Here is a 22,340-nt window from a genome sequence, read left to right on the forward strand (position 1 = left end):
GCCCGGCCGTCCCCGCGACGGCGGCCTCCGTGTCCGCCACGGGGGAGAATGGCCCGATGCTCCTCGCACTCGTCGGCGGCCCCACGGGGGCGTGGCGGGCGGTCGACCCCGTTGGCGGCGCCGAGGCCGGGAGCGGCAGAGGGCCGGCCGAGCTGGCGGCGTTCGTCCGGGAGCGGGAGCAGGAGCGCCCGCGCTGGGTCTGGGACGACACCGCGCGCTGGTATCCCGCACTGCTGTCGGCCGGTGTGGTCGTCGCCCGGTGCCACGACCTCCGGCTGGCCCGCGCGATCCTCCGCCGCTCGGTCTCCGCCGCCGCATCGGCTCTCGCGCGCTCGCCCCTCGACCCGTGGGACGCGGGAGCCGCGGCCCCCGCCGCGCAGGACACGCTGATCGGGTTCGAGGAGGCGGCGGGCGGCTCCGACGAGCTCGACCCCGTCCTCGAGCTGGCCCGGCAGGAGGAGGCGCTCTCCGGCGCCGCCGAGGCCGGCCGGCTCCGCCTGCTGCTCGCCGCCGAATCCGTCGGCGCCCTGATCGCTCGCGAGATCGCCCACGCGGGGCTGCCGTGGCGCGCCGATGTGCACGACCGGGTGCTCACCGGGATGCTCGGCCCCCGCCCGCTCTTCGGCGGCCGCCCGGCCCGGTTGGAGGCGCTGGCCGTCCGCCTGCGCGACGAGCTCGGCGCGCCCGAGCTCAACCCCGACTCGCCGGCCGAGCTCCTCAAGGCGCTGCGGCGCGCGGGGCTGCCGGTCGAGTCGACGCGCTCCTGGGAGCTGCAGTCCCTCGAGCACCCCGCGGTGCCGCCGCTCCTGGAGTACAAGAAGCTCTCGCGGCTGCTCACCGCCAACGGCTGGGCCTGGCTCGACGCGTGGGTGCGCGACGGACGGTTCCGGCCGGAGTACGTGGTGGGCGGCGTCGTCACCGGCCGCTGGGCGACCTCGGGCGGAGGGGCGCTGCAGCTGCCGCGGCAGATCCGCGCCGCGGTCACCGCGGATCCGGGCTGGAGCCTCGTGGTCGCGGATGCCGCGCAGCTCGAGCCGCGCATCCTCGCCGCGCTCTCGGGCGACTCGGCCATGGCCGCCGCCGGGCGGGGCCGCGACCTCTACCAGGGCATCGTCGACGCCGGCGTGGTCCCCGACCGGCCGCGGGCCAAGGTCGCGATGCTGGGGGCGATGTACGGGGCGACGAGCGGGGAGGCCGGGCGGCTGCTCCCGAGGCTCGCCCGTGCCTACCCGCGCTCGGTCGCGCACGTCGAGGCGGCGGCTCGGGCTGGCGAGCGCGGCGAGAGCGTCTCGACATGGCTCGGGCGCAGCTCGCCTCCCGGCCCCGAGGGGCTCTCGGCGGATGCGGCGCGAGCGCGCGAGTGGGGACGCTTCACCCGCAACTTCGTGGTGCAGGGGACCGCGGCCGAGTGGGCGCTCTGCTGGATGGGCGAGCTGCGGGCGCGACTGCGCGCCGAGGGCGGCGCGGTCGGCCGGGCGCACCTCGTCTACTTCCTGCACGACGAGGTGATCGTGCACGCCCCCGCCGACGTCGGCGAGCGGGTCGCCGCGATCGTCCGCGAGGCTGCAGTGCGTGCCGGACGCTCGCTCTTCGGAGAGGGCGAGGTCGACTTCCCGGTCACCGTCGCCGTCGTCGACTCCTACGACCAGGCGAAGTGAGACACGGGATCAGTACCAGTGCGGCGAGCGGTTGTTCCAGCTCGACCACGCGCTGCAGGGCGAGCCGTAGGCGCTCTTGATGTACGAGAGACCCCAGTCGACCTGCGTCGCCGCGTTCGTCTGGTAGTCGGCTCCCGAGTTGGCCATCTTGCTCGCCGGGAGGGCCTGCGGGATGCCGTAGGCACCGGAGGAGCGGTTCAGCGCGTTCCAGCGCCACCCCGACTCGCCGTTCCACAGCGGGATGAGACACCGGTCGACCTGATCGGCGCCCCAGCCGAAGCGGCCGACAGCGGTCCGGGCGTAGGCCTGGGCCTGCGCGGGGGAGAGGCCGTCCGTGCGTCCGGCGTAGGTGCCGAGGGCGGCGATGGTCTTGGCGGAGCTGTTGCGCGCGCCGGTCGGGTCGTCGTCGCCGAGCTCGACCGGGCCGCCTCCGCCGCCTCCACCGTTGGAGGGCGCTGCCGGAGCCGCGGCCGCGGCGGGAGCCGACGCGGCGCGCTGGCGGGCGGCCTCGGCCTCGGCGGCGAGGCGGGAGAGGCGCTGCTGCTCCTCGAACGCCGACTTCGCGTCCTGGCCGTCGGCGTACTCCCGCTCGATCTCGGCGGTGGTGTTCTTGAGCGAGGCGAGCTGGGTGTAGAGCTCCTGGCTGTACTTCTCCTGGTCGGCGACCTTGGCGTCGGCCTCGGCCTGCGCGGAGCGGGCGGCCGAGAGCGCGTCGGCCGCGGCGGTGGCGAGGGAGACGCGCTCGCCCCGGGCCTGCTCGGCCTGAGCGGCGAGGGAGACGGCCTGGTTCTCGGTCGACTGCGCCGCGGTCTGGAGTCGGCTGGTCTGCTGGGTGAGCTGCGTCATGGTGCCGAGGCGGTAGAGCAGCTCGCTCGACTCGTCGCCGCCGATGAGGAGGTTGAGCGTCGCATCGGTCCCGCCGTTGCGGTAGAGCTGCGCGGCGAGACGGCCGGCCTGCTCCTTCGCTGCGTCGGCGTCCGAGCGGGCGGCGGAGGCGCGCTCCTCCAGGGCGCTCACGCGCTGGGTCGCCTCGTCGAGAGCGCTCTGCGCGGCGTCCGCCTCGGCGGCCCGGCTGATGGCGGCGTCGGTGAGGGCGGCGGCCTGGTCGCGGAGGTCGGCGAGGAAGGCGGTGATGCGGTCGACCTCGGCGGCGGTGGCGCTCTCGCTCGACTTCGCGGCCTCCACATCGGACCACGAGGGGTAGTCGGACGGGTCGTAGGCGGCGGACGCGGAGAGCGGAGCGGCGAGGGCGGCGCACAGGACGAGGACCGTGCCCGCTCCGGCGGCGACGAGGCGCCGGCGCGCCCGGGAGGGGACGCGGAGACCGAGGGGGGTGCGGGACATGCGAACCACCCTAGGCGACGGCACCCGCGCCTGTCTCGTCCTAGCTCGAGGCTCGACGGCCCCGACGGGGACGCTCGAGAGCGTATCCGCGGACGCCCCGTCCCGGCCCGTCGCCCGTGAGCTCGTCGCGGGCCGCCTCGAGGAGGCGCCGCAGGGCCTCCTCCCGCACGCGGGCGGCGATCGCGGCGAGGCGGCGCTGCGGGTGCGCGTCCTCCTCCGCCGGCTCGTCGGCGGTGGCGGGCAGCGAGCTCTCATACGCGTCGAGGACGGCGGCGAGGTCGGCGCCGGACAGGCTCGAGGCCAGCAGCACCCGGTCGAGGACGTCGTCCCAATCCTCCTCCGGGGACGCTCCGTCACCCGTCAGCCAGGCGGCCGCCTCCGCGCGGCCCTCGTCGGTGAGCGCGTGCAAGGGGAGGCCGTCGTCGGTGGACCCGGCCGAGACGACGAGGCCCCGCTCGCGCAGGCGCTCGAGCGTCGAGTAGATCTGGCCGACGTTGACCCGGGGCCGGTGCGCGGCACGGTCGAGGAGCTCGGCGTGCAGCTGGAGGCCGTAGGCGGGGCCGAGCGTGAGCAGGGCGAGCAGGCCGTCGCGGACGGACACGGTGCTCCTCCCGGCGGGCGTCTGGCGGTGTGCGGCGTCCGGCGGCGCGGACGACCCGAGTATAGGCAGGAGCCGCCGGCGGCCGGTCGAGCAGGCGCGGCGAGCCGCCTTGACGGAGGTCCGCCGCTCCTGCATGATCGGGCGTGGTGGCACGTCCACCGTCATAATCGAAGAAGGCGCACCGCAGAGTGTTCCGTGGTCCGGGTCGTTGGGGAAGACGCACCGGGACGAACGGAGGACACCATGGTGGCGCAGCAGACTCGGGGTGTGCTCTTCGTGCACTCCGCCCCCCGCGCGCTCTGCCCCCACCTCGAGTGGGGGACAGGTCGCGCTCTTGGTCGTGCCGTGAACTTCGCCTGGATCGAGCAGCCCGTGCTCCGCAGCACGCTGCGCGCCGAGTTCGCCTGGGAGGGCCCGGTCGGAACCGGTGCCGTCATCGCGTCCGCTCTCCGCGGCTGGGCCGATGTCCGCTACGAGGTCACCGAGGAGCCCTCGCCCGGCGTCGACGGCGGCCGCTGGATGCACACGCCCGAGCTCGGAATCTTCTACGCCCAGACCGACAGCGCGGGCAACACCGTCGTGCCCGAGGACCGCATCCGCTCCGCTATGGAGCTCGCCGGCGCCGACTCCATCGAGCTGCACCGCGAGCTGCGCCTCGCCCTCGGCCAGGCCTGGGAGGACGAGCTCGAGCCCTTCCGCTACGGCGGCGACTTCGCCCCCGTCGTCTGGATGCACGGGGTCGGCTGAGCTCGTTCGACGCCGCTCCTCGCGCGGCGTCGCGCAGTCGGCTCGGTCGGGTGGTCGGGTTCCGTGGAGCGGCGGGCGTCCGGCGACGCCGATCCGCTGGCACGCGGATCGGCGGATACGCCTCGCGGCAATCGTTCGCTCCCGCCTCCCTGAACCAGGCGGCCAGCGGACCCCCGCTCCGGCAGAGGTCCGTCTCGAGGTCGCGCCGTCGCTTCGCGGTTGCCGCTCGCTGCGCACGTCGACCAGACGGTCGGCGGAGCACCGCGTTCCGGCGGAGGGCGTCGGAAGACTCGTGGACCCGCCCGCACCTCTGTCGCGCCTGATCCGAGCATCCGACCCGAGTCTCGGCGAAGCCCGCGCTCCCACCCGAACAGCTTCCGTGATCGGAGCATGCGACCCGGGTCGCGGCGAAGCCCGCGCTCCCCTCGAGCACAGCTGCTTGAACCGAAGCCTTCTACCCGAGTTGCGGCGGAGCCCGCGCTCCCACCCGGACAGTTTCCGCGATCGGAGTCTCCGACGCGAGTCGCGGCGGAGCCCGCGCTCCCACCCGGACAGCTTCCGCGATCGGAGCCTCCGACCCGAGTCGCGGCGAAGCCCGCGCTCCCACCCGGACAGCTTCGTTGATCCGATCATCCGACCCGAGCCGCGGCGAAGCCCGCGCTCCCCACCAGCACGGCGTGCTCACCAGCCCACACCAGACGGCGGCGCAGCTCCCTCGCGGCACGAGGCGTATCCGGTGATCCGCGTTCCAGCGGATCACCGTCGATGCACCGCACCGGCCCTCGGGAACCCCGCCCCCCTCCCCAGCGGACGCGCCTGCGCCGCGCAAGGAGCGGCGCAGCCCGCTTTCCGCACGGTGGAGCGGGGCTACGCCCCGCTACACCGTCCGGAAAGCGGCAACAGCATTGTGCCCCCCGAACCCGAACGAGTTCGAGATGGCGACCAGCGGTCCGTCGCCGAGGGCGCGGGGGCTGGTGACGACGTCGAGGGGGATCTGGGGGTCCTGCTCGAAGAGGTTGATGGTGGGGGGTGCGGTGCGCTCGTGGAGGGCGAGCACGGTGAAGATGGCCTCGAGCGCGCCGGTGCCGCCGAGGAGGTGGCCGGTGGACGCCTTGGTCGCGGAGACGGCGATGTTCGGGAGGTGGTCGCCGAAGACGCGCAGCAGGGCGCGGTACTCGGCGATGTCGCCGACCGGGGTGCTCGTCGCGTGGGCGTTGACGTGGGTGACGTCGGTGAGCGCGGCTCCGGCCTGCTCGAGGGCGCCGATCATGGCGCGGGCGGCGGCGGAGCCCTCGGGGTCCGGAGCCGTGATGTGGTAGGAGTCGCTGGTGACGGCGCCGCCGGCGAGCTCCGCGTAGATGCGTGCTCCTCGGGCGAGGGCGTGCTCCTCGGTCTCGAGGATGAGCGTCGCGGCGCCTTCTCCGAGGACGAAGCCGTCGCGGGAGACGTCGTAGGGGCGCGAGGCGGTCGCCGGGTCGTCGTTGCGGCGCGAGAGGGCCTGCATCGACGCGAAGGCGGCGATCGGGAGCGGGTGGACGACCGACTCCGTGCCGCCGGCGACGACCACGTCGGCGAGGCCGAGCTGCATGTGCTCGTAGGCGTTCGCGAGGGCCTCGGTGCTGGAGGCGCAGGCCGACACGTCGGTGCGGGCGTAGGCGCGGGAGGGGATGGCCATGCTGATCGCGGCGGCGGCCGCGTTGGGCATGAGCATCGGGATGGTCATCGGGAGGACCCGGCGGGGTCCTCGCTCGCGGAGGGTGTCCCACGCGTCGACGAGGGTCCATAGGCCGCCGATGCCGGTCGAGTAGTCGACGCCCACGCGGAGCGGGTCGACGTCGGTGATGCCGGAGTCGGCCCAGGCCTCGCGGGCCGAGATGAGCGCGAACTGGCTGGAGGGGTCGAGGCGCTTCGCCTCGGGGCGTGAGAGCACCTCCTCCGGGCGGACCTTGGCCTGGGCGGCGAAGGTGACCGGGATGTCGTACTGAGCGACCCAGTCCTGCTCGAGGGAGCGGACGCCTGATTCGCCGGCGAGGAGTGCGTTCCAGGACTCCCGGGCGGTCCCGCCGAGGGGAGTGCTGGCACCGATTCCTGTGACGACGATCTTCTTGGTCATGACGAGCTTCTCTGTTCCGTGTGGGTGGGTGCCGGGCTCACCCCGGCCGACGGTCGCCGGCCGGGGTGTCCGTCACGAGGACGGGGTGCGCGGGCGACGACTACTCGGACGCCTTGACGATGAAGCGGACCGCGTCGCCGACCGTCTTGAGGTTCTTGACCTCGTCGTCGGGGATCTTCACGTCGAACTTCTCCTCGGCGTTGACGACGATGGTCATCATCGAGATGGAGTCGATGTCGAGGTCGTCGGTGAACGACTTGTCCATCTCGACGGAGTCGGTGGCGATGCCCGTCTCGTCGTTGACAAGCTCGGCCAGGCCGGCGAGGACTTCTTCGTTGGACAGTGCCATGGTTCTCTCCTTGGGGGTTCTTCGGGTGTTCGTCAGTGACCGTAGGTCAGTTTAGGGGTGGGGTCGCGCCGGTCACGGGAGCACCACGACCTGCGCGCCGAACACGAGTCCGGCGCCGAAGCCGATCTGCAGCGCGAGTCCGCCGTGCAGCTCCGGGTGCTCCTCGAGCAGGCGGTGGGTGGCGAGCGGGATCGACGCGGCGGAGGTGTTGCCGGTGGTCTCGATGTCGCGGCCGATAGCGACGGTCTCGGGGAGCTTCAGCTGCTTCGCGAGCTCGTCGATGATGCGCATGTTCGCCTGGTGGGGGATGAACGCGGCGAGGTCCTCGGGCTGGACGCCCGCCTCCGCGAGCGCCTGCTTGGCGACCTTGGCCATCTCCCAGACCGCCCAGCGGAAGACCGACGGGCCGTCCTGGCGGAGGGTGGGCCATTCGGCGGTGCCGTCGCGGTAGGCCGCGAGCGGGTTGTCCATGCCGACGGTGTCCCACTTGGAGCCGTCGGATCCCCACACGGTCTTCGAGATGCCGGCGGTGTCGCTGGGGCCGACGACCGCGGCGCCCGCGCCGTCGCCGAGGAGGAAGGAGATGCTGCGGTCGGTCGACTTGACCAGCTCGGACAGCTTCTCGGCTCCGACGACGAGCACGTACTCGGCCAGGCCGGAGCGGATGAAGGAGTCGGCCTGGGCGATGCCGTAGGTGTAGCCGGCGCAGGCGGCCGAGATGTCGTACGCCGGGGCGGGGTTCGCGCCGATGCGGTCCGCGAGGAGCGCGGCCAGCGACGGGGTCTGCACGGTGTTGCTGATCGTGGAGACGAGCACGACGCCGATCTGGTCCGGGCGGATGCCCGCCTTCTCGATCGCCTCGAGGGAGGCGGTGGTCGCGAGGTCGACCGCGTGGATGTCGGCGGAGGCCCTGCGGCGCTCGATGATGCCGGTGCGCTGGCGGATCCACTCGTCGGAGGAGTTGATCGGCTCGATCAGGTCGTCGTTCGGAACGACGAGGTCGCCGCGTGCCGCGCCGATGCCGAGGATCCGGGTGTACGCGCTGCCGCTGGACTGGGTGAGGGAAGGGGTCGTCATGGGGTCTCTCCTGCTAGGCGGCGTGCTCGTCGAGGAAGGCGCGGGCGGCGTCCACGTCGTCGGGGGTCGTGATGGCGATGCTCGGCACGCCCTTGAGGCCGCGCTTGGCGAGGCCGACCAGCGCGCCGGCGGGTGCCAGCTCGATGATCCCGGTGACGCCCGCGTCGGCGAAGGCCGCCATGCAGAGGTCCCAGCGGACGGGGGACGCGACCTGGCCGACGAGCAGCTCGAGGAACGCGGCACCGGAGTCGACGACCGACCCGTCGCGGTTCGTCCAGAGCCGGAGCGTCGGGTCGGAGGGGGTCAGCCCGGCGGCGACGCCGGCGAGGGAGTCGCGGGCGGGCGCCATGTAGCGGGTGTGGAAGGCGCCGGCCACCTGCAGGGGGATCACGCGTGTCCCGCGGAGCGGCTCCGCCTTGAGGGCCTCGAGCGCGTCGACCGCGCCGGCGACGACGATCTGACCGCCGCCGTTGTAGTTGGCCGGCTCGAGGCCGAGCTCGTCGAGACGGGCGATCAGGGCCTGCTCGTCGCCGCCGAGGACCGCGCTCATCGCGGTCGGCTCGGCGGCGGCCGCAGCGGCCATGGCACGGGCGCGCTCGCGGACGAACACCAGCGCGTCGGCCTCGGTGAGGACCCCGGCTCCGGCAGCCGCGGTGATCTCGCCGACGGAGTGTCCGGCGATGCCCGCGATGCGCTCGCGCCGTCCGCCCTCGAGGAGGGCGGCGAGGCTCACGAGTCCCGCGGAGACGATCAGGGGCTGGGCGACCGCGGTGTCGCGGATGGTGTCCGCGTCCGAGACGGTGCCGTGCGCGGCGAGGTCGATGCCGACCGCCTCCGAGTGCGCGGCGACCTGCTCGGCCACGGAGGGGATCTCGAGCCAGGGGGCGAGGAATCCGGGGGTCTGGGAGCCCTGACCCGGGGCGACGACGACGATCACGGTATCCAGTCTTCCGATCTGCGCTCGCACGTGCGGCGCGTGGAGCCACTGACAAACCACAAAGAGCTTGTCGCGGGTCTACAAGTGTTCAGGGGCGGGAGGGGTTCGGCGAGCAGACGGCCTCAGCGGCGGGACGGCTTCCGGCGGACGGCGCCGTCCGGGTCGCTCATGGAGCCGAGGATGAGGGCGGACTGGAGGATGAGCGCCTCGCGGGCGCCCGTCGCGTCCCAGCCGATCACCTCGGCGACCCGCTTGAGGCGGTACCGCACCGTGTTCGGGTGCACGAACAGCTCGCGAGCGGTCGCCTCGAGGGAGCGGCCGTTGTCGAGGTAGGCCCACAGCGTGGTCAGAAGCTCGGTCGAGTGCTTCTGCAGGGGCCGGTAGATCTGCGTGATGAGGCTCTGGCGGGCGAGCGGGTCACCGGCGAGGGCGCGCTCGGGAAGGAGGTCGTCGGCGTTGACCGGTCGCGGCGCGTTCCGCCAGGAGCGGGCGACCGCGAAGCCGGCGAGGGCCGCGCGGGCGCTGCGGGACGCCTCGACCAGGGTCGGCACCTCGTGGCCGAGGACGAGGTGGCCCGTCCCGAAGCCGGGCTCGAGCGCCTCCGCGATCTCGAGGAACGCGACCGGCGGGCCGGTCTCCTCCGTGGCGTTCTCGCTCGGCTCGGCGCGGCCGATGACCAGGACGAGCCGGCTGCCCTGCACGCCGATCAGCACGTCGGCGTCCATGTGCCGCGCCGTGCGGCGCAGCTGGTCGACGTCGAGCATCTTGGGGGCGGTGCCCACCAGGACGGCGACCTCGCCGTGGCCGTGCCAGCCGAGGGCGGCGATCCGGCTGGGCAGCTCGTCGTCGGCCTCGCCCGTGAGGATCGAGTCGACGACCAGCGCCTCCAGGCGCGCGTCCCAGAGGCCTCGGGCCTCGGCGGCGCGCGCGTAGACGTCGGCCGCGGCGAAGGCGATCTCGCGCGAGTAGAGGAGGATCGCCTCGCGGAGGTCCTCCCCGCCGTTCTTGATCCGGTCCTCGACGACCTCGACCGTCACCTTGATCAGCTGCAGCGTCTGCGTCAGCGAGACGGAGCGCAGCAGCTCGCGGGGAGCGGCTCCGAACACGTCCGCCGCGATCCACGGCGTGGCCGACGGGTCGTCGAACCACGAGATGAACGAGGTGATGCCGGCCTGGGCGACGAGGCCGACCGCCGAGCGCCGACCGGGGGGCATGCTGCCGTACCAGGGCAGCGTGTCCTCGAGGCGCTTGATCGTCTGCGTCGAGAGCTCACCGGCGAGGGTGCGCAGCCAGGCGAGGGTCTGCTCCTTCGTGCGGGGAGCGCCCGGCCGGGTGGCCGGACGCTCCGCCGCAGGAGCAGGACCCCGCGCACTCGACGGTGCGGGTTCCTGCGAGAGCACGGACTCGTCCGTCAGCTCTCGCCGCCCGCGTTGCCGGTGGTGCCGGCGTTGACGTCGAGGAGGCGGTACTTCTCGATCGCCTGGACGGCGAGCGAGGGGTCGACCTCGCCGCGCTTGGCGAGCAGCTGCAGGGTCCGCACGACGACCGAGGGGCCGTCGATCTGGAAGTAGCGCCGCGCCGCCGCACGGGTGTCCGAGAAGCCGAAGTCGTCCGCGCCGAGCGTCGCGAAGTCGCCCGGGATGAACTGGCGCAGCTGGTCGGGGACCTGGTGCGAGAAGTCCGAGACGGCGACGAAGGGACCCTTCGCGTCGGCCAGCTTCTGCGTCACGTACGGCACCTGCTCGGCGTCCTCGGGGTGGAGGAAGTTGTGCTGCTCGGCCTTGATGCCGTCGCGGCGCAGCTCGTTCCACGAGGTGACCGACCAGACGTCCGCCGAGACGCCCCAGTCCTCGGCGAGGAGCTTCTGCGCCTCGATCGCCCACGGCACCGCGACGCCCGAGGCGAGGAGCTGGGCCTTCGGCCCGTCCCACTGGCCCCAGGAGATGCGGTGGATGCCGCGGACGATGCCCTCGACGTCGACGTCCTCCGGCTCCTTCGGCTGCACGATCGGCTCGTTGTAGACCGTGATGTAGTACATGACGTTCGGGTCGGTGTGCTTCCCGCCGTACATGCGCTCGAGACCGGACTGCACGATGTGCGCGATCTCGTACCCGTAGGCCGGGTCGTAGCTCACGACGGCGGGGTTGGTCGCCGCGAGGATCGGGGAGTGCCCGTCCGCGTGCTGGAGGCCCTCGCCGGTCAGCGTGGTGCGTCCTGCGGTGGCGCCGATCATGAAGCCGCGCGACATCATGTCGCCGGCCGCCCAGATCGCGTCGCCCGTGCGCTGGAACCCGAACATCGAGTAGAAGACGTAGACCGGGATGAGCGGCTCGCCCTGCGTCGAGTACGAGGTGCCGATCGCGGTGAACGCCGCGAGGGCGCCCGCCTCGTTGATGCCGACGTGGAGGATCTGGCCCTGCGGGCTCTCCTTGTAGGCCAGGAGGAGCTCGCGGTCGACCGACGTGTAGTGCTGGCCGCGCGGGTTGTAGATCTTCGCGTTCGGGAAGAACGCGTCCATGCCGAAGGTGCGCGCCTCGTCCGGGATGATCGGGACGACGCGGTTGCCGAAGTCCTTCGAGCGGAGGATGTCCTTCAGGATGCGGACGAACGCCATGGTGGTGGCGATCTCCTGCGTCCCGGAGCCCTTCTTGCCGACCGCGTAGGCCGAGTCCTCGGGGAGGTTCAGCTGCGTGTACTTCGAGCGGCGCTCGGGGAGGTAACCGCCGAGCGCGCGGCGGCGCTCCTGCAGGTACTCGATCGCCTCGTCGTTCTGACCGGGGTGGTAGTACGGCGGGAGGTAGGGGTTCTCCTCGAGCTGCGCGTCCGTGATCGGGATGCGCATGGTGTCGCGGAACGACTTGAGGTTGTCCAGCGTCATCTTCTTCATCTGGTGGGTCGCGTTGCGGCCCTCGAAGCTGCGGCCGAGACCGTAGCCCTTGATGGTGTGGGCGAGGATGACGGTGGGCTGGCCCTTGTGCTCCGTCGCGGCCTTCATGGCCGCGTAGATCTTGCGGTAGTCGTGGCCGCCTCGGCGCAGGCCCCAGATCTGCTCGTCGGAGTAGCCCTCGACGAGCTTCTTGGCGCGCGGGTCGCGGCCGAAGAAGTTCTCGCGGACGTAGGCGCCGTCCTCCGTCTTGTAGGTCTGGAAGTCGCCGTCGGGCGTCTTGTTCATCAGGTCGAGCAGCGCGCCCTCGGTGTCGCGGGCGAGCAGGTCGTCCCACTCGCGGCCCCAGATGAGCTTGATGACGTTCCAGCCCGCGCCGCGGAAGTACGACTCGAGCTCCTGCACGATCTTGCCGTTGCCGCGGACGGGTCCGTCGAGGCGCTGGAGGTTGCAGTTGACGATGAAGTTCAGGTTGTCGAGGCCGTCGTTCGCGGCGACCTGGAGCTGACCGCGCGACTCGACCTCGTCCATCTCGCCGTCGCCGAGGAACGCCCAGACCTGCTGGTCGGAAGCGTCCTTGATGCCGCGGTTGGTGAGGTACTTGTTCGCCTGCGCCTGGTAGATCGCGTTGATCGGGCCGAGGCCCATCGACACGGTCGGGAACTGCCAGAACTCCGGCATGAGCCGCGGGTGGGGGTAGCTGGAGAGCCCGCCGCCCTGATGCGACTTCTCCTGGCGGAATCCGTCGAGCTGGTGCTCGCTCAGGCGTCCCTCGAGGAAGGCGCGCGCGTACGGGCCGGGGGAGGCGTGGCCCTGGATGAAGACCTGGTCGCCGCCGCCCGGGTGGTCCTGACCGCGGAAGAAGTGGTTGAAGCCGACCTCGTACAGCGAGGCGCTCGACGCGTACGTCGAGATGTGGCCGCCGACCCCGATGCCGGGACGCTGCGCGCGGTGCACGAGGATGGCCGCGTTCCAGCGGATCCACGCGCGGTAGCGGCGCTCGACGTCCTCGTCGCCCGGGAAGTCGGGCTCGTTCTCGGGCGCGATGGTGTTGATGTAGTCCGTGGTGGGCACCATCGGCACGCCGAGGTGGAGCTCCTTGGAGCGCTTGAGGAGGCTGAGCATGACGTCGCGCCCGCGACCCCGGCCCCGCTCCTCGACGAGCGCATCGAGCGACTCGTTCCACTCCGACGTTTCCTCGGGGTCCGAGTCCACGTGACCGACGGAATACGGGTCCTGATCGTTAACAGTCACCCTCGACCTCTCTCTGGGGGCAGATCGTGCCCGAGACATCATTCTCATGAAGCGGTGCGGATCCGCGGATCCGGGGCTCGGATGACGAGCCGCGCGCGGGCACCTCCGTCAGCCTAGCGATTCCCGTGCCCCGAACCTGGAATCGCACTGTGGTGATCCACGAGGAATGAGCGCCGACGACTGTAGGAGAGCGCCAGACGGGACGCGTCGACCGGCCCGTGATCGGGGGAGACGGGATGTTCCTTGGAGTCTGCGCGGAGCGGGTCTAGCATTGCCCCTCGTGCTCGCGCGACTCTCGTGCGCACGGAAGGACATCGGACCGATGGCTCTCGAGAAGCTGACCCTGGCTCCCGACTTCGAACTCGCGAACCAGTACGGCGAGCGCATCCAGCTGGGCGACTTCCACGGGCGACGCAACGTCGCCCTGGTGTTCTTCCCCCTCGCCTTCTCCGGCACCTGCACGGGCGAGTTCTGCGCGCTGCGCGAGAACCTCTCCCTCTTCGAGCACGCCGACGTGGAGCTGATCGGCATCTCGGTCGACTCCAAGCACACGCTTCGCGCCTGGGGCGAGAAGCAGGGCTACGACTTCACGCTCCTCTCCGACTTCTGGCCGCACGGCGACGTCGCCAAGCAGTACGGCGTGTTCACCGAGGCGAAGGGCTACGCGACCCGCGCGACCTTCCTGATCGACAAGGCCGGCGTCATCCGGGACACGTTCATGACCGCCCCGGGCGAGCCGCGCTCCATCGACGCCTACCGCGCCGCGATCGACGCGCTCGCCCCCGCGCACGTCTGACCCTCCGGAGGCGGACCGCCCCGGTCGTCAGCTGAGGATGTTGACGGCCCGGGAGATCACGAGGGCCAGCAGGACGAATCCGGTGAACGCCTCGGCGATCATCAGGAGCTTCATCCGGCTCGACAGCGGCATCGTGTCGGTCGGGCTGAACGCCATGGTGTTCGTCGTCGAGACCGCGAGGTAGTCGACGAATCCGGGCCGCCAGTCGGCGCGCTCGGAGGAGGTCGCGGCGACCTCGGGCGCGGTGTCGCGGTAGGTGTCCTGCGGGAAGGCGAAGTCGGCCGCCGGCAGCTCGGTGCGGGGTAGCGTTCCGCGGGCGACCGGACCGCCGCGGTCGAGCTCCCAGAACAGCAGCGCGTACGCGACGACGTTGGTGACCCAGACCTGGAGCGCGGTGAGCAGCAGCGGCGGGCCGTCGGCCGTCCCGTCGACGAGGTCGATCACCACGGCGACCACGTTCACCTGGTTCGCCACGGCGAGCACGACCGCCAGGGCGATGGAGACCCCGCGCGACCAGCGCGTCTCGCTGTCGAGCCGGTGCGGGTTGACGACGAACAGCGGCACGAGCAGCGCGAGCGTGATGCCGGCGGCGACGAGGCGGACCACTGAGGTGTCGGCGCTGTGGCCGGCCACGTTCAGGGCGACGGCCACCAGGATCGCGGCGGAGGCGGGCCAGCGGCTCTCGGCGCGCCGCCTCGCCCGGGAGTCGCTGTCGGCGGTCATGTGCCGAGGCTAGTGCCCGCAGGGGGCTGCTCCGCCTGCCGTAGGATCGAGTCGATTCGTCCGCGGGTGCGCCCGCGACGGGGGCCTTTAGCTCAGTTGGTAGAGCGCCACGTTTACACCGTGGATGTCATCGGTTCGAGCCCGGTAGGGCCCACCACCTCCGTCGATCGGACGCTGCGCGTCAGCGGGACTGGCGGCGCTTGTAGGGCTTCGGCTGGCCCTTGACGATCGGGGCGCGCCCGGTCCCCTTGGAGGCCTTGGCCTTGCCTCCCGACTTCGGAGCCGCCTCCGGCTCGTCGCCGAGCGCGGCGAGCTCCTCGCGGGCGGAGGCGAGGCGCTGCCGCCCGGCTGCGGTGAGGGTCGTGGCGGCGGCACCGGGCTCGAAGAGCGGCTTGCCGAGGTCGAGCTCGACGGCGGCGACGGAGGAGTCGAGCTTCTGCCGCGAGATGCCGAGGCGCTCGGCGGCGCGCACGAAGTGCAGCTCCTCGGCGACCGCCACGAAGTGGCGCAGCTGGCTGATCTTCATCCCGAACCCTTCACGGCCGCTCCCTGCGGCACGACCACGGTACGCGGTCCGGGAGGGGGCGCCGACCGCCGGGAGCGCCGGCGGGAGCGGCATCGACCCGTCGATCCGCGCCAGAGGACCCGGCGGACGTTGCCGGACGCAGGCGGGAGGCCTACGGTCGCGCCCGTGGGCGGTCCCGAAGCCGGCCGCGGAGAGAGGCCGACGTGGGCGCGCTCATCTACAGCTCGATCGCGTCGCTCGACGGCTACGTGAACGACGCGGACGGCGGATTCGCCTGGGCGGAGCCGCGACCCGCCGTGCACCGCTTCATCACGGAGCGCGAGGGGCGGGTGCGCACGTACCTGTACGGGCGGCGCATGTACGAGGTCATGCGCGCGTGGGAGCAGACCTGGGCCCTCGCGGAGGAGTTCGCGTTCATCCGCGACTTCCAGGAGATGTGGCGGGCGGCCGACAAGGTCGTGTACTCGACCACGCTGGAGTTGGCCGAGACCCGCCGCACCCGCGTCGAGGGAGGGTTCGACCCGGTCGTCGTCGCCGCGCAGGTCAGCGCCGCCGACCACGACGTCTCGATCGGCGGGCCGACCCTCGCCCGGCACGCGCTGCTGGCCGGAATCGTCGACGAGGTGCAGGTCTACACGGTGCCGGTGGCGGTGGGCGGCGGGACCCACTTCCTCCCGTGCGGGTTCCACGCGCGCCTCGACCTGCGCGAGGAGCACCGCTTCGCCGACGGCACGGTCTTCACGCGCTACAGCGTGCGGCGCTGAGACCGGCTACTCGGCGCCGACCAGCGCGGCGATCCGCGAGGCGAGACGGGCGCCCTGAGCACGTCCGGCGCGGGCGGAGGCGGCGCGGACGGCCGGGTCGAGCGAGTTCGGGCCGAAGGCGCGCACCGACTCCTCGTCGGCGTAGAGCACCTCGACCCGCGAGTCCGCGAGGGCGTCGAGCTCGCCGGTCGGGATCAGGCCCGCGCCGGGCGTGCCGACTCCCGGCAGCGGAGTGACGATCAGGACCCAGTCGGCTCCCGCGGCGAGGTCGGCGTTGCTGCCGGAGCGCACGCCGCCGTCCATGTAGCGGACGCCGTCGATGCTGACGGGTGGCCAGACCCCGGGGACGGCGCAGCTGGCCGAGATCGCGTCGACGAGACCGACGCCGCTCTCGCGGTCGAACACGCGCAGCTCGCCGGTGGCCGTGTCGACGGCGGTGATGAGCAGGCGCTGCTCGGGCCAGTCGGCGTCGCCCACGCGGGCCGAGATGACGGCCCGGCGGGTGTCCTCGGGGAGCGTCTCGGCCTCGAGCGCGAGGGTGCCGATGCGGCGCCGCGCGTCCTGGGGCGAGGTCGCGCCCTCGACGGCCGCGGCGAAGAGGGCCTGGAGGCGCTCACCGTCGACGTCCGCTCCGATCTCGGCGGACTCCTCCTGGAGCTGGGCCTCGTACGACTCGTCGAGGCCGGTGCCGGTGCTCAGCTGCGCGGCGACCGCGGAGCCCGCGGAGGTGCCGATGAAGGTCGTCGAAGGATCGAGCAGGAGGCGGGCCGCCTCGGGGGAGGCGTCTGCGAGGCCGCGGAGGACGCCGAGCTCCCAGGCGATTCCGGCGAGGCCGCCGCCGGCGAGGACGAGTGCACCAGGCATGGGGGAGGTCCTTTCGATCAGGATCAGGAGGGGGCGGGCGCTGCGGAGCGCCGCAGCACCAACGCTGTCACATCGTCGTGCGCGTCGTCTGCGAGAGCATGCAGACGCTCGAAGAGAGCGGGGTCGTCGTTGCTCCGCACCAGCTCGGCGAGACGGTCGAGCGCGTCGAGGCGCCCGCCGAAGACGTCGAGCAGGCCGTCGCTGCAGGAGAAGAGCGCGTCGCCGGGGGCGAGCACGCGCTGCTCCTCCTCCCAGGAGACGTCGGCGGCGATGCCGAGCGGGACGCCGGTGGAGGCGAGCCGCTCCGTGGTGCCGTCGGCGCGCAGCAGGAGGGTGAGGCCGTGGCCGCTGTCCACGAACGCGACGGCGCCGCTCGCGAGGTCGACCCGGGCGATCAGCGCGGTCGCGAACATCCCGGTCGCGGTCAGGTCGGGCAGGAGCTGGCGGTTGACGGCCTCGACGGCTGCCGCGGGAGGGAGCTCCGGCCGCGCCTGGAACGCGGAGCGGATCGCGGAGGCGACGATCGCCGCCGAGACCCCCTTGCCCATCACGTCGACCAGCTCGAGGGAGAGGTCGTCCCCGCTGCGGCGCCACGCCGTGTAGTCGCCGGCGACGTCGTGCAGCGGCGTGGTCAGCGAGTCGAGGCTCCACTCGCCGAGGTCGAGGCGCGGGGGCCAGAGCCGCTCCTGCGTCTCGCTCGCGCGTCCGGAGAAGGCGATCTCCCGCAGCTCCCGCTCCGCCCACCGGCCGAGGTCCTCGAGGATCTCGCGCTCCTCCTCCGAGAAGCCGCGCGCCTCGCTGTCGATGATGCAGATCGTGCCGACGCGGAGGCCGTCCCCGACGACGAGCGGGCGGCCCGCGTAGAAGCGCACGTGGGGGGATCCGGTGACGACTCCGCGGTCGGCGAACCGCGGATCGGTGGTGGCGTCCTCGACGACGAGGATGTCGCCCTGCTGGACCGTGACGTCGCACATCGAGTCGGCGCGCAGCATCCTGCTCGCCCGCGCCGAGCGCTGGGGCGACTTCGTGAACTGCGTCGACTCCTCGAGGATGTTGATCTCGGCGAGGGGGACGCGCAGGAGTCGGCGGGCGACGCGGGTGATCCTGTCGAAGCGCTCCTGGGGGGTGCTCAGGCCGATCCCGAGCTCGGCGATCGCGGCGAGGCGGGCGCGCTCGGTCGGCTCGCTCACGTGCGGATCCGGGCGAGTGCCCAGAGGTTCTGCCCGTCGACACGGCGGTAGGAGAACTCGGTGACGAGGGCGTGGATGAAGGGGATGCCGCGGCCTGCCTCGTCCCACTCGTCCGGCATGTCGCGGGGGTCGGCGACCTCGGCGGGCGCCTCCTGGGCGGAGTCGTTGAGCGAGGCGCGCAGCTCGGTCGCGTCGACGCGGATCTCGACCAGGCAGATGATGTGCCGGTACGACCGGGCGTGCTGGACGATGTTCGAGGTCAGCTCGACCAGCGCGGTCTCGAACGACATCCGGTCGACCGGCGCGACGCCCGGCTCCTCGAGCCACAGCTCCTCGAGCGCCTCGTGGACGGCGGTGACGCCGTCCTCGGGCGGCGTGCGCACGACGAAGGAGCGCTCAGGCACGGTAGGCCTCCTCGACGGTCTCGGCGCTCCCGAGCAGGCGGTCGAGGTTGGACAGGCCGAGCACCATGGCGGGCTGCTCGCCGGCGGCGGCCACGCGCAGCTCGCCGCCCGCCTTCCGCGCCTCCTTGAGTCCGGCGACGAGGACGCCGAGCCCGGACGAGTCGAGGAACTCGACCGCCGCCAGGTCGACGACCACGCGGACCTCTCCCGCCTCGAGCGCGCGCTGGAGGACCGCTTCGAGCTCCCACGCCGTGGACAGGTCGAGCCGGCCGACGGGGCGGATCACCACGATGTCGGGCTCGATCCGCTCGGTGCTGATCCTCGAGCTGGGCTCCATGGTGTCCTCCTGACTGGACGGCACGCGGTTCCGCAGGGCTCGGAGACGTGGTGAGGACGCGGTCGGGGGCGCGACCGAGGGGCTCCGGATCCGATGCGGGGGTGAATCGGGGAGTTCGTCCGCGTCCGACCGTACAAGGGAACGGGGCGCCCCGTGGGAGGCGTGACCGCATCCGCGCTGCGACACGCGGTTCGCGGCCCCGGGGAGGAGGCTCCGCTCAGCCCCTCGCGGCGGCGAGAGTGTCGGCGGCGAGCCGCACGGAGGCGTCCCGGCCGGTCAGCCAGAGCGGCACGGAGCGGGCGCGGAGCCCCGCCGACTCGAGCGCCGGGACCGCGTCCGCGTCCTCCTCGCCGATGAGCCAGGCGTCGAGGAGGCCGCCCCCGCTCCGGGCTCCGTAGTGCCGGCCGACGGCCTCGGCGGAGGTCTCGACGCCGATCGCGGCGAGGCAGGCGTCGGCCATGCCGCGCACCACCGCGCCTCCGATGACGGGGGAGACGCCCACGACGGGTGCGGAGGTCCGGCGGAGGGCGTCCGCGATCCCGGGGACGCCGAGGATCGTGCCGATCGAGACGACGGGATTGGAGGGGGCGACGAGCACCGCGTCGGTGTCGGCGATCGCCTCCAGAACGCCCGGGGCGGGGCAAGCGCTCTCCACCCCCTGCTGGACGAAGCGGCGGGCGGGCGCGGACGCGCGCAGCCGCACCCACCACTCCTCGAAGTGGAGGAGCCGCACGCCCTCGCCGGGGAGCTCGACCTCGACGTGGGTCTCGACGTCCTGGTCCGACATCGGCAGCAGGCGGACCCCCAGCGGCCAGCGGGCGGTGATCCGGGCGGTCGCCTCCGAGAGGGTGAGGCCGTCGCGCAGCATCGAGCTGCGGGCGATGTGGGTGCCGAGGTCGAGGTCGCCCAGGGTGAACCACGGCCAGCCGACGCCGAAGGCGGTGAGCTCGGCCGAGACCCGCTCGCTCTCGCCGGCCCGGCCCCAGCCGCGCTCCGTGTCGTTCACTCCGCCGAGCGCGTAGGTGATCGAGTCGAGGTCGGGGCAGACCTTGAGGCCGGTGAGCCACATGTCGTCGCCGGTGTTGACGACGACGGTGATCTCGCTCGCCTCGCCGCCGGCGGCCTCGAGATCGCGGAGGTGCTCGCGGACCGCCGAGGTGAAGCGGGCGCCGCCGACGCCTCCGGCCAGGATCGTGATGCGCATCCGCCCACGCTAGCGGCACCGACGGATTCCTCCCCCGGCGAGCCTTAATGCTGCGGATCCGCGCCGGAAACACCGGGGAAACGTCGAACCCCGACGATGAAGCCCTGTCCCCGGAGCCGGACGGTCCGTCATTGCCTTCGGGCCCGGCGCGGACCACAGTGGGTCCACGTCCCCGGCTCCGCACCGCCCGGCGGAGCACACCGGAGCCGGACAGGGACGCCCGAGCATGGAGGTACCGATGACCATCGTCCGCGCAGCGATCACCCAGACGACCTGGACCGGCGACAAGGAGTCGATGCTCGACAAGCACGAGCGGATGGCCCGGGACGCCGCAGCCGACGGCGCGCAGATCGTCTGCTTCCAGGAGCTGTTCTACGGCCCGTACTTCGGCATCACCCAGGACAAGAAGTACTACCGCTACGCCGAGCCCGCCGACGGGCCGATCGTGCAGCGCTTCGCGGCCCTCGCGAAGGAGCTGGGCGTGGTGATGATTCTCCCGATCTACGAGGAGGAGCAGACCGGCGTCTACTACAACACCGCGGTCGTGGTCGACGCCGACGGGACGATCCTCGGCAAGTACCGCAAGCACCACATCCCGCACCTGGACCGCTTCTGGGAGAAGTTCTACTTCCGGCCCGGGAACCTCGGCTACCCGGTCTTCGACACCGCGGTCGGCAAGGTCGGCGTCCACATCTGCTACGACCGCCACTTCCCGGAGGGCTGGCGGGAGCTGGGCCTGAACGGCGCCCACCTCGTCTTCAACCCCAACGCCACCAAGCCCGGCCTGTCGAACCGCCTCTGGGAGGTCGAGGGCCCGGCGGCCGCGGTGGCGAACGGCTACTTCGTGCTGCAGCCCAACCGCGTCGGCCGGGAGGACAACGAGTACGGCGACCTCGCGGTCGACTTCTACGGCACCAGCCAGATCATCGATCCGCGGGGGGAGTTCGTCGGCGAGCGGGGCTCGGGCGAGGCCGAGGAGATCCTGATCCGCGACCTCGAGATGGACATGGTGCAGGAGATGCGCGACGACTGGCAGTTCTACCGGGACCGCCGGCCGGAGTCGTACACCAGCATCCCGAAGCCGTGACCGCAGACCGAGACGGGGAAGACCGATGAAGACCCTCATCAAAGGCGGGACGGTCGTCAACGCGACCGGCACCGGAGCAGCAGACGTCCTGATCGACGGCGAGACCATCGCCGCCGTCCTCGCCCCCGGCTCCACGCTGCTGGGCTTCGACCTGGCGGCCCGCGTCGACCGGGTGATCGACGCGAGCGGCAAGTACGTCATCCCGGGCGGGATCGACGCGCACACGCACATGGAGATGCCGTTCGGCGGCACCTCCGCCTCGGACACCTTCGAGACCGGCACGCGCGCCGCGGCCTGGGGCGGCACGACGTCGATCGTCGACTTCGTGGTGCAGTACCCGGGCGAGAGCGTCGTCGACCGCTTCCAGGCGTGGCAGGAGAAGGCGGCCGGCAACTGCGCGATCGACTACGGCTTCCACCAGATCCTCTCGGACGTGCAGGACTCCTCGCTCGTCGCGATGGACGAGCTGATGCGCGAGGGGGTGACCAGCTTCAAGCTGTTCATGGCCTACAAGGGCGTGTTCCTCTCGGACGACGGGCAGATCCTCCGGGCGTTCCAGAAGGGCGCGGAGAACGGCGCGATGATGATGATGCACGCCGAGAACGGCGCCCTCATCGACGAGCTGGTGAAGCAGACCCTCGCCGCCGGGAACACCGCGCCGTACTTCCACGGCACCTCTCGACCCTGGCAGGCGGAGGAGGAGGCGACGCACCGCGCGATCATGATCGCCGACCTCACCGGCGCGCCGCTGTACGTGGTGCACGTCTCCGCGAAGCAGGCGGTGGAGCAGATCGCGCAGGCCCGCGACCGCGGGATGAACGTCTTCGGGGAGACCTGCCCGCAGTACCTCTACCTCTCGCTCGAGGAGCAGCTCGGCGCGCCGGGCTTCGAGGGCGCGAAGTGGGTGTGCTCCACGCCGCTGCGCTCGAAGGCGGAGGGGCATCAGCACCACATGTGGCAGTCGCTGCGGACCAACGACATCCAGATGGTCTCGACCGATCACTGCCCCTTCTGCATGAAGGGCCAGAAGGACATGGGGATCGGCGACTTCTCGAAGATCCCCAACGGCATCGGCTCGGTGGAGCACCGGATGGACCTGATGTACCAGGGCGTGGTGTCGGGGCAGATCTCCCTGCCGCGCTGGGTCGAGCTCACCTCGACCACCCCGGCGCGGATGTTCGGGATGTACGGGAGGAAGGGCGTCATCCAGCCCGGCGCCGACGGCGACGTCGTCGTGTACGACCCGAGCGGGCACACCTCGATCGGGATCGGCGAGGGCCGCAGCCACCACATGAACATGGACTACTCGGCCTGGGAGGGCTTCGAGGTCGACGGCCACGTCGACACGGTGATCTCCCGCGGCAGGGTCGTCGTCGACGACGGCTCCTACGTCGGCACGAAGGGCGACGGTGCGTACGTCCCGCGCGGTCTGAGCCAGTACCTGATCTGAGCCGGCACCCGATCCGAGCCAGCACCTGATC

The 22,340-nt window shown here is 72.3% G+C and carries 21 protein-coding genes and 1 tRNA gene; 7 read left to right on the forward strand and 15 right to left on the reverse strand.

Annotation, left to right across the window (positions count from 1 at the left end):
• The first annotated feature begins 56 nt into the window (after positions 1-56).
• A complete protein-coding gene (locus C5C59_RS10805) occupies positions 57-1,658 on the forward strand; it encodes a bifunctional 3'-5' exonuclease/DNA polymerase (protein ID WP_104238208.1) in 1,602 nt (533 codons plus the stop codon).
• Positions 1,659-1,667: 9 nt separating this feature from the next.
• Here C5C59_RS10805 and C5C59_RS10810 read toward each other — a convergent pair whose 3' ends face one another.
• Positions 1,668-3,002, reverse strand: a complete 1,335-nt coding sequence (locus tag C5C59_RS10810) for a hypothetical protein (protein ID WP_104238207.1) — start codon at positions 3,000-3,002, stop codon at positions 1,668-1,670.
• Positions 3,003-3,042: 40 nt separating this feature from the next.
• Positions 3,043-3,603, reverse strand: coding sequence for a PadR family transcriptional regulator (locus C5C59_RS10815; RefSeq protein ID WP_104238206.1), 561 nt, complete (start codon positions 3,601-3,603; stop codon positions 3,043-3,045).
• A gap of 243 nt (positions 3,604-3,846) precedes the next feature.
• On the opposite strand from C5C59_RS10815, the gene C5C59_RS10820 reads away from it, so the two are divergent.
• The gene (locus C5C59_RS10820; protein WP_104238205.1) at positions 3,847-4,350 is read left to right on the forward strand and encodes a DUF3145 domain-containing protein; all 504 of its coding nucleotides are present in this window, start codon (positions 3,847-3,849) and stop codon (positions 4,348-4,350) included.
• Positions 4,351-5,227: 877 nt separating this feature from the next.
• Here the strand turns inward: C5C59_RS10820 and C5C59_RS10825 are convergent.
• The 6 genes from C5C59_RS10825 to aceE form a co-directional block, all read right to left on the reverse strand.
• Positions 5,228-6,463 (reverse strand): beta-ketoacyl synthase, encoded by a 1,236-nt coding sequence (locus tag C5C59_RS10825; RefSeq protein ID WP_104226673.1) that lies wholly within the window; start codon positions 6,461-6,463, stop codon positions 5,228-5,230.
• A 100-nt stretch (positions 6,464-6,563) separates the two neighbouring features.
• A complete protein-coding gene (locus C5C59_RS10830) occupies positions 6,564-6,812 on the reverse strand; it encodes an acyl carrier protein (RefSeq protein WP_104223463.1) in 249 nt (82 codons plus the stop codon).
• A 72-nt stretch (positions 6,813-6,884) separates the two neighbouring features.
• The gene (locus tag C5C59_RS10835) at positions 6,885-7,889 is read right to left on the reverse strand and encodes a beta-ketoacyl-ACP synthase III (RefSeq protein WP_104223464.1); all 1,005 of its coding nucleotides are present in this window, start codon (positions 7,887-7,889) and stop codon (positions 6,885-6,887) included.
• A 13-nt stretch (positions 7,890-7,902) separates the two neighbouring features.
• Entirely contained in the window at positions 7,903-8,826 is a 924-nt protein-coding gene (locus C5C59_RS10840) for an ACP S-malonyltransferase (protein WP_104226672.1), read from the reverse strand.
• 122 nt (positions 8,827-8,948) lie between these two features.
• On the reverse strand, positions 8,949-10,115 hold the full coding sequence (locus C5C59_RS10845; RefSeq protein ID WP_181027189.1) for a CdaR family transcriptional regulator: 1,167 nt from the start codon (positions 10,113-10,115) through the stop codon (positions 8,949-8,951).
• Positions 10,116-10,237: 122 nt separating this feature from the next.
• The gene (gene aceE / locus C5C59_RS10850) at positions 10,238-12,964 is read right to left on the reverse strand and encodes a pyruvate dehydrogenase (acetyl-transferring), homodimeric type (protein ID WP_104238204.1); all 2,727 of its coding nucleotides are present in this window, start codon (positions 12,962-12,964) and stop codon (positions 10,238-10,240) included.
• 322 nt (positions 12,965-13,286) lie between these two features.
• On the opposite strand from aceE, the gene C5C59_RS10855 reads away from it, so the two are divergent.
• Positions 13,287-13,760 (forward strand): peroxiredoxin, encoded by a 474-nt coding sequence (locus tag C5C59_RS10855; protein WP_104238203.1) that lies wholly within the window; start codon positions 13,287-13,289, stop codon positions 13,758-13,760.
• Positions 13,761-13,787: 27 nt separating this feature from the next.
• On the opposite strand, the gene C5C59_RS10860 is transcribed toward C5C59_RS10855, so the two are convergent.
• Positions 13,788-14,483, reverse strand: a complete 696-nt coding sequence (locus C5C59_RS10860) for a hypothetical protein (RefSeq protein WP_104238202.1) — start codon at positions 14,481-14,483, stop codon at positions 13,788-13,790.
• A gap of 81 nt (positions 14,484-14,564) precedes the next feature.
• Here C5C59_RS10860 and C5C59_RS10865 point away from each other — a divergent pair.
• Positions 14,565-14,640: transfer RNA gene (locus C5C59_RS10865), tRNA-Val, on the forward strand.
• A 24-nt stretch (positions 14,641-14,664) separates the two neighbouring features.
• Here the strand turns inward: C5C59_RS10865 and C5C59_RS10870 are convergent.
• The gene (locus tag C5C59_RS10870) at positions 14,665-15,009 is read right to left on the reverse strand and encodes a LysR family transcriptional regulator (RefSeq protein WP_104223469.1); all 345 of its coding nucleotides are present in this window, start codon (positions 15,007-15,009) and stop codon (positions 14,665-14,667) included.
• Positions 15,010-15,212: 203 nt separating this feature from the next.
• Between C5C59_RS10870 and C5C59_RS10875 the strand changes: the two genes are divergently transcribed.
• Entirely contained in the window at positions 15,213-15,773 is a 561-nt protein-coding gene (locus C5C59_RS10875; RefSeq protein WP_104238201.1) for a dihydrofolate reductase family protein, read from the forward strand.
• A 6-nt stretch (positions 15,774-15,779) separates the two neighbouring features.
• Here the strand turns inward: C5C59_RS10875 and C5C59_RS10880 are convergent, their stop codons facing one another.
• The 5 genes from C5C59_RS10880 to cofD all read right to left on the reverse strand — a co-directional run bounded on the left by C5C59_RS10880 (position 15,780) and on the right by cofD (position 19,772).
• Positions 15,780-16,637 carry a patatin-like phospholipase family protein gene (locus C5C59_RS10880; RefSeq protein ID WP_104238200.1) on the reverse strand — a complete coding sequence of 286 codons (858 nt, stop codon included), beginning with the start codon at positions 16,635-16,637 and terminating at the stop codon, positions 15,780-15,782.
• A gap of 23 nt (positions 16,638-16,660) precedes the next feature.
• Positions 16,661-17,827, reverse strand: a complete 1,167-nt coding sequence (locus tag C5C59_RS10885; protein WP_181134884.1) for a PP2C family protein-serine/threonine phosphatase — start codon at positions 17,825-17,827, stop codon at positions 16,661-16,663.
• Complete coding sequence (locus C5C59_RS10890; RefSeq protein ID WP_104238198.1) at positions 17,824-18,231, reverse strand: ATP-binding protein; 408 nt, start codon at positions 18,229-18,231, stop codon at positions 17,824-17,826. Before C5C59_RS10890 ends, C5C59_RS10885 begins: the two co-directional genes overlap by 4 nt.
• Positions 18,224-18,568, reverse strand: a complete 345-nt coding sequence (locus tag C5C59_RS10895; protein ID WP_104223474.1) for an STAS domain-containing protein — start codon at positions 18,566-18,568, stop codon at positions 18,224-18,226. Before C5C59_RS10895 ends, C5C59_RS10890 begins: the two co-directional genes overlap by 8 nt.
• 217 nt (positions 18,569-18,785) lie before the next feature.
• On the reverse strand, positions 18,786-19,772 hold the full coding sequence (gene cofD, locus C5C59_RS10900) for a 2-phospho-L-lactate transferase (RefSeq protein WP_104238197.1): 987 nt from the start codon (positions 19,770-19,772) through the stop codon (positions 18,786-18,788).
• 238 nt (positions 19,773-20,010) lie between these two features.
• On the opposite strand from cofD, the gene C5C59_RS10905 reads away from it, so the two are divergent.
• A complete protein-coding gene (locus C5C59_RS10905) occupies positions 20,011-20,859 on the forward strand; it encodes a nitrilase-related carbon-nitrogen hydrolase (protein WP_104238196.1) in 849 nt (282 codons plus the stop codon).
• A 25-nt stretch (positions 20,860-20,884) separates the two neighbouring features.
• Positions 20,885-22,309 carry a dihydropyrimidinase gene (hydA, locus tag C5C59_RS10910; protein WP_104238195.1) on the forward strand — a complete coding sequence of 475 codons (1,425 nt, stop codon included), beginning with the start codon at positions 20,885-20,887 and terminating at the stop codon, positions 22,307-22,309.
• Positions 22,310-22,340 lie beyond the last annotated feature (31 nt).

It is taken from the genome of Rathayibacter sp. AY1F4, from assembly GCF_002931775.1.
Taxonomy (GTDB): Bacteria; Actinomycetota; Actinomycetes; order Actinomycetales; family Microbacteriaceae; genus Rathayibacter.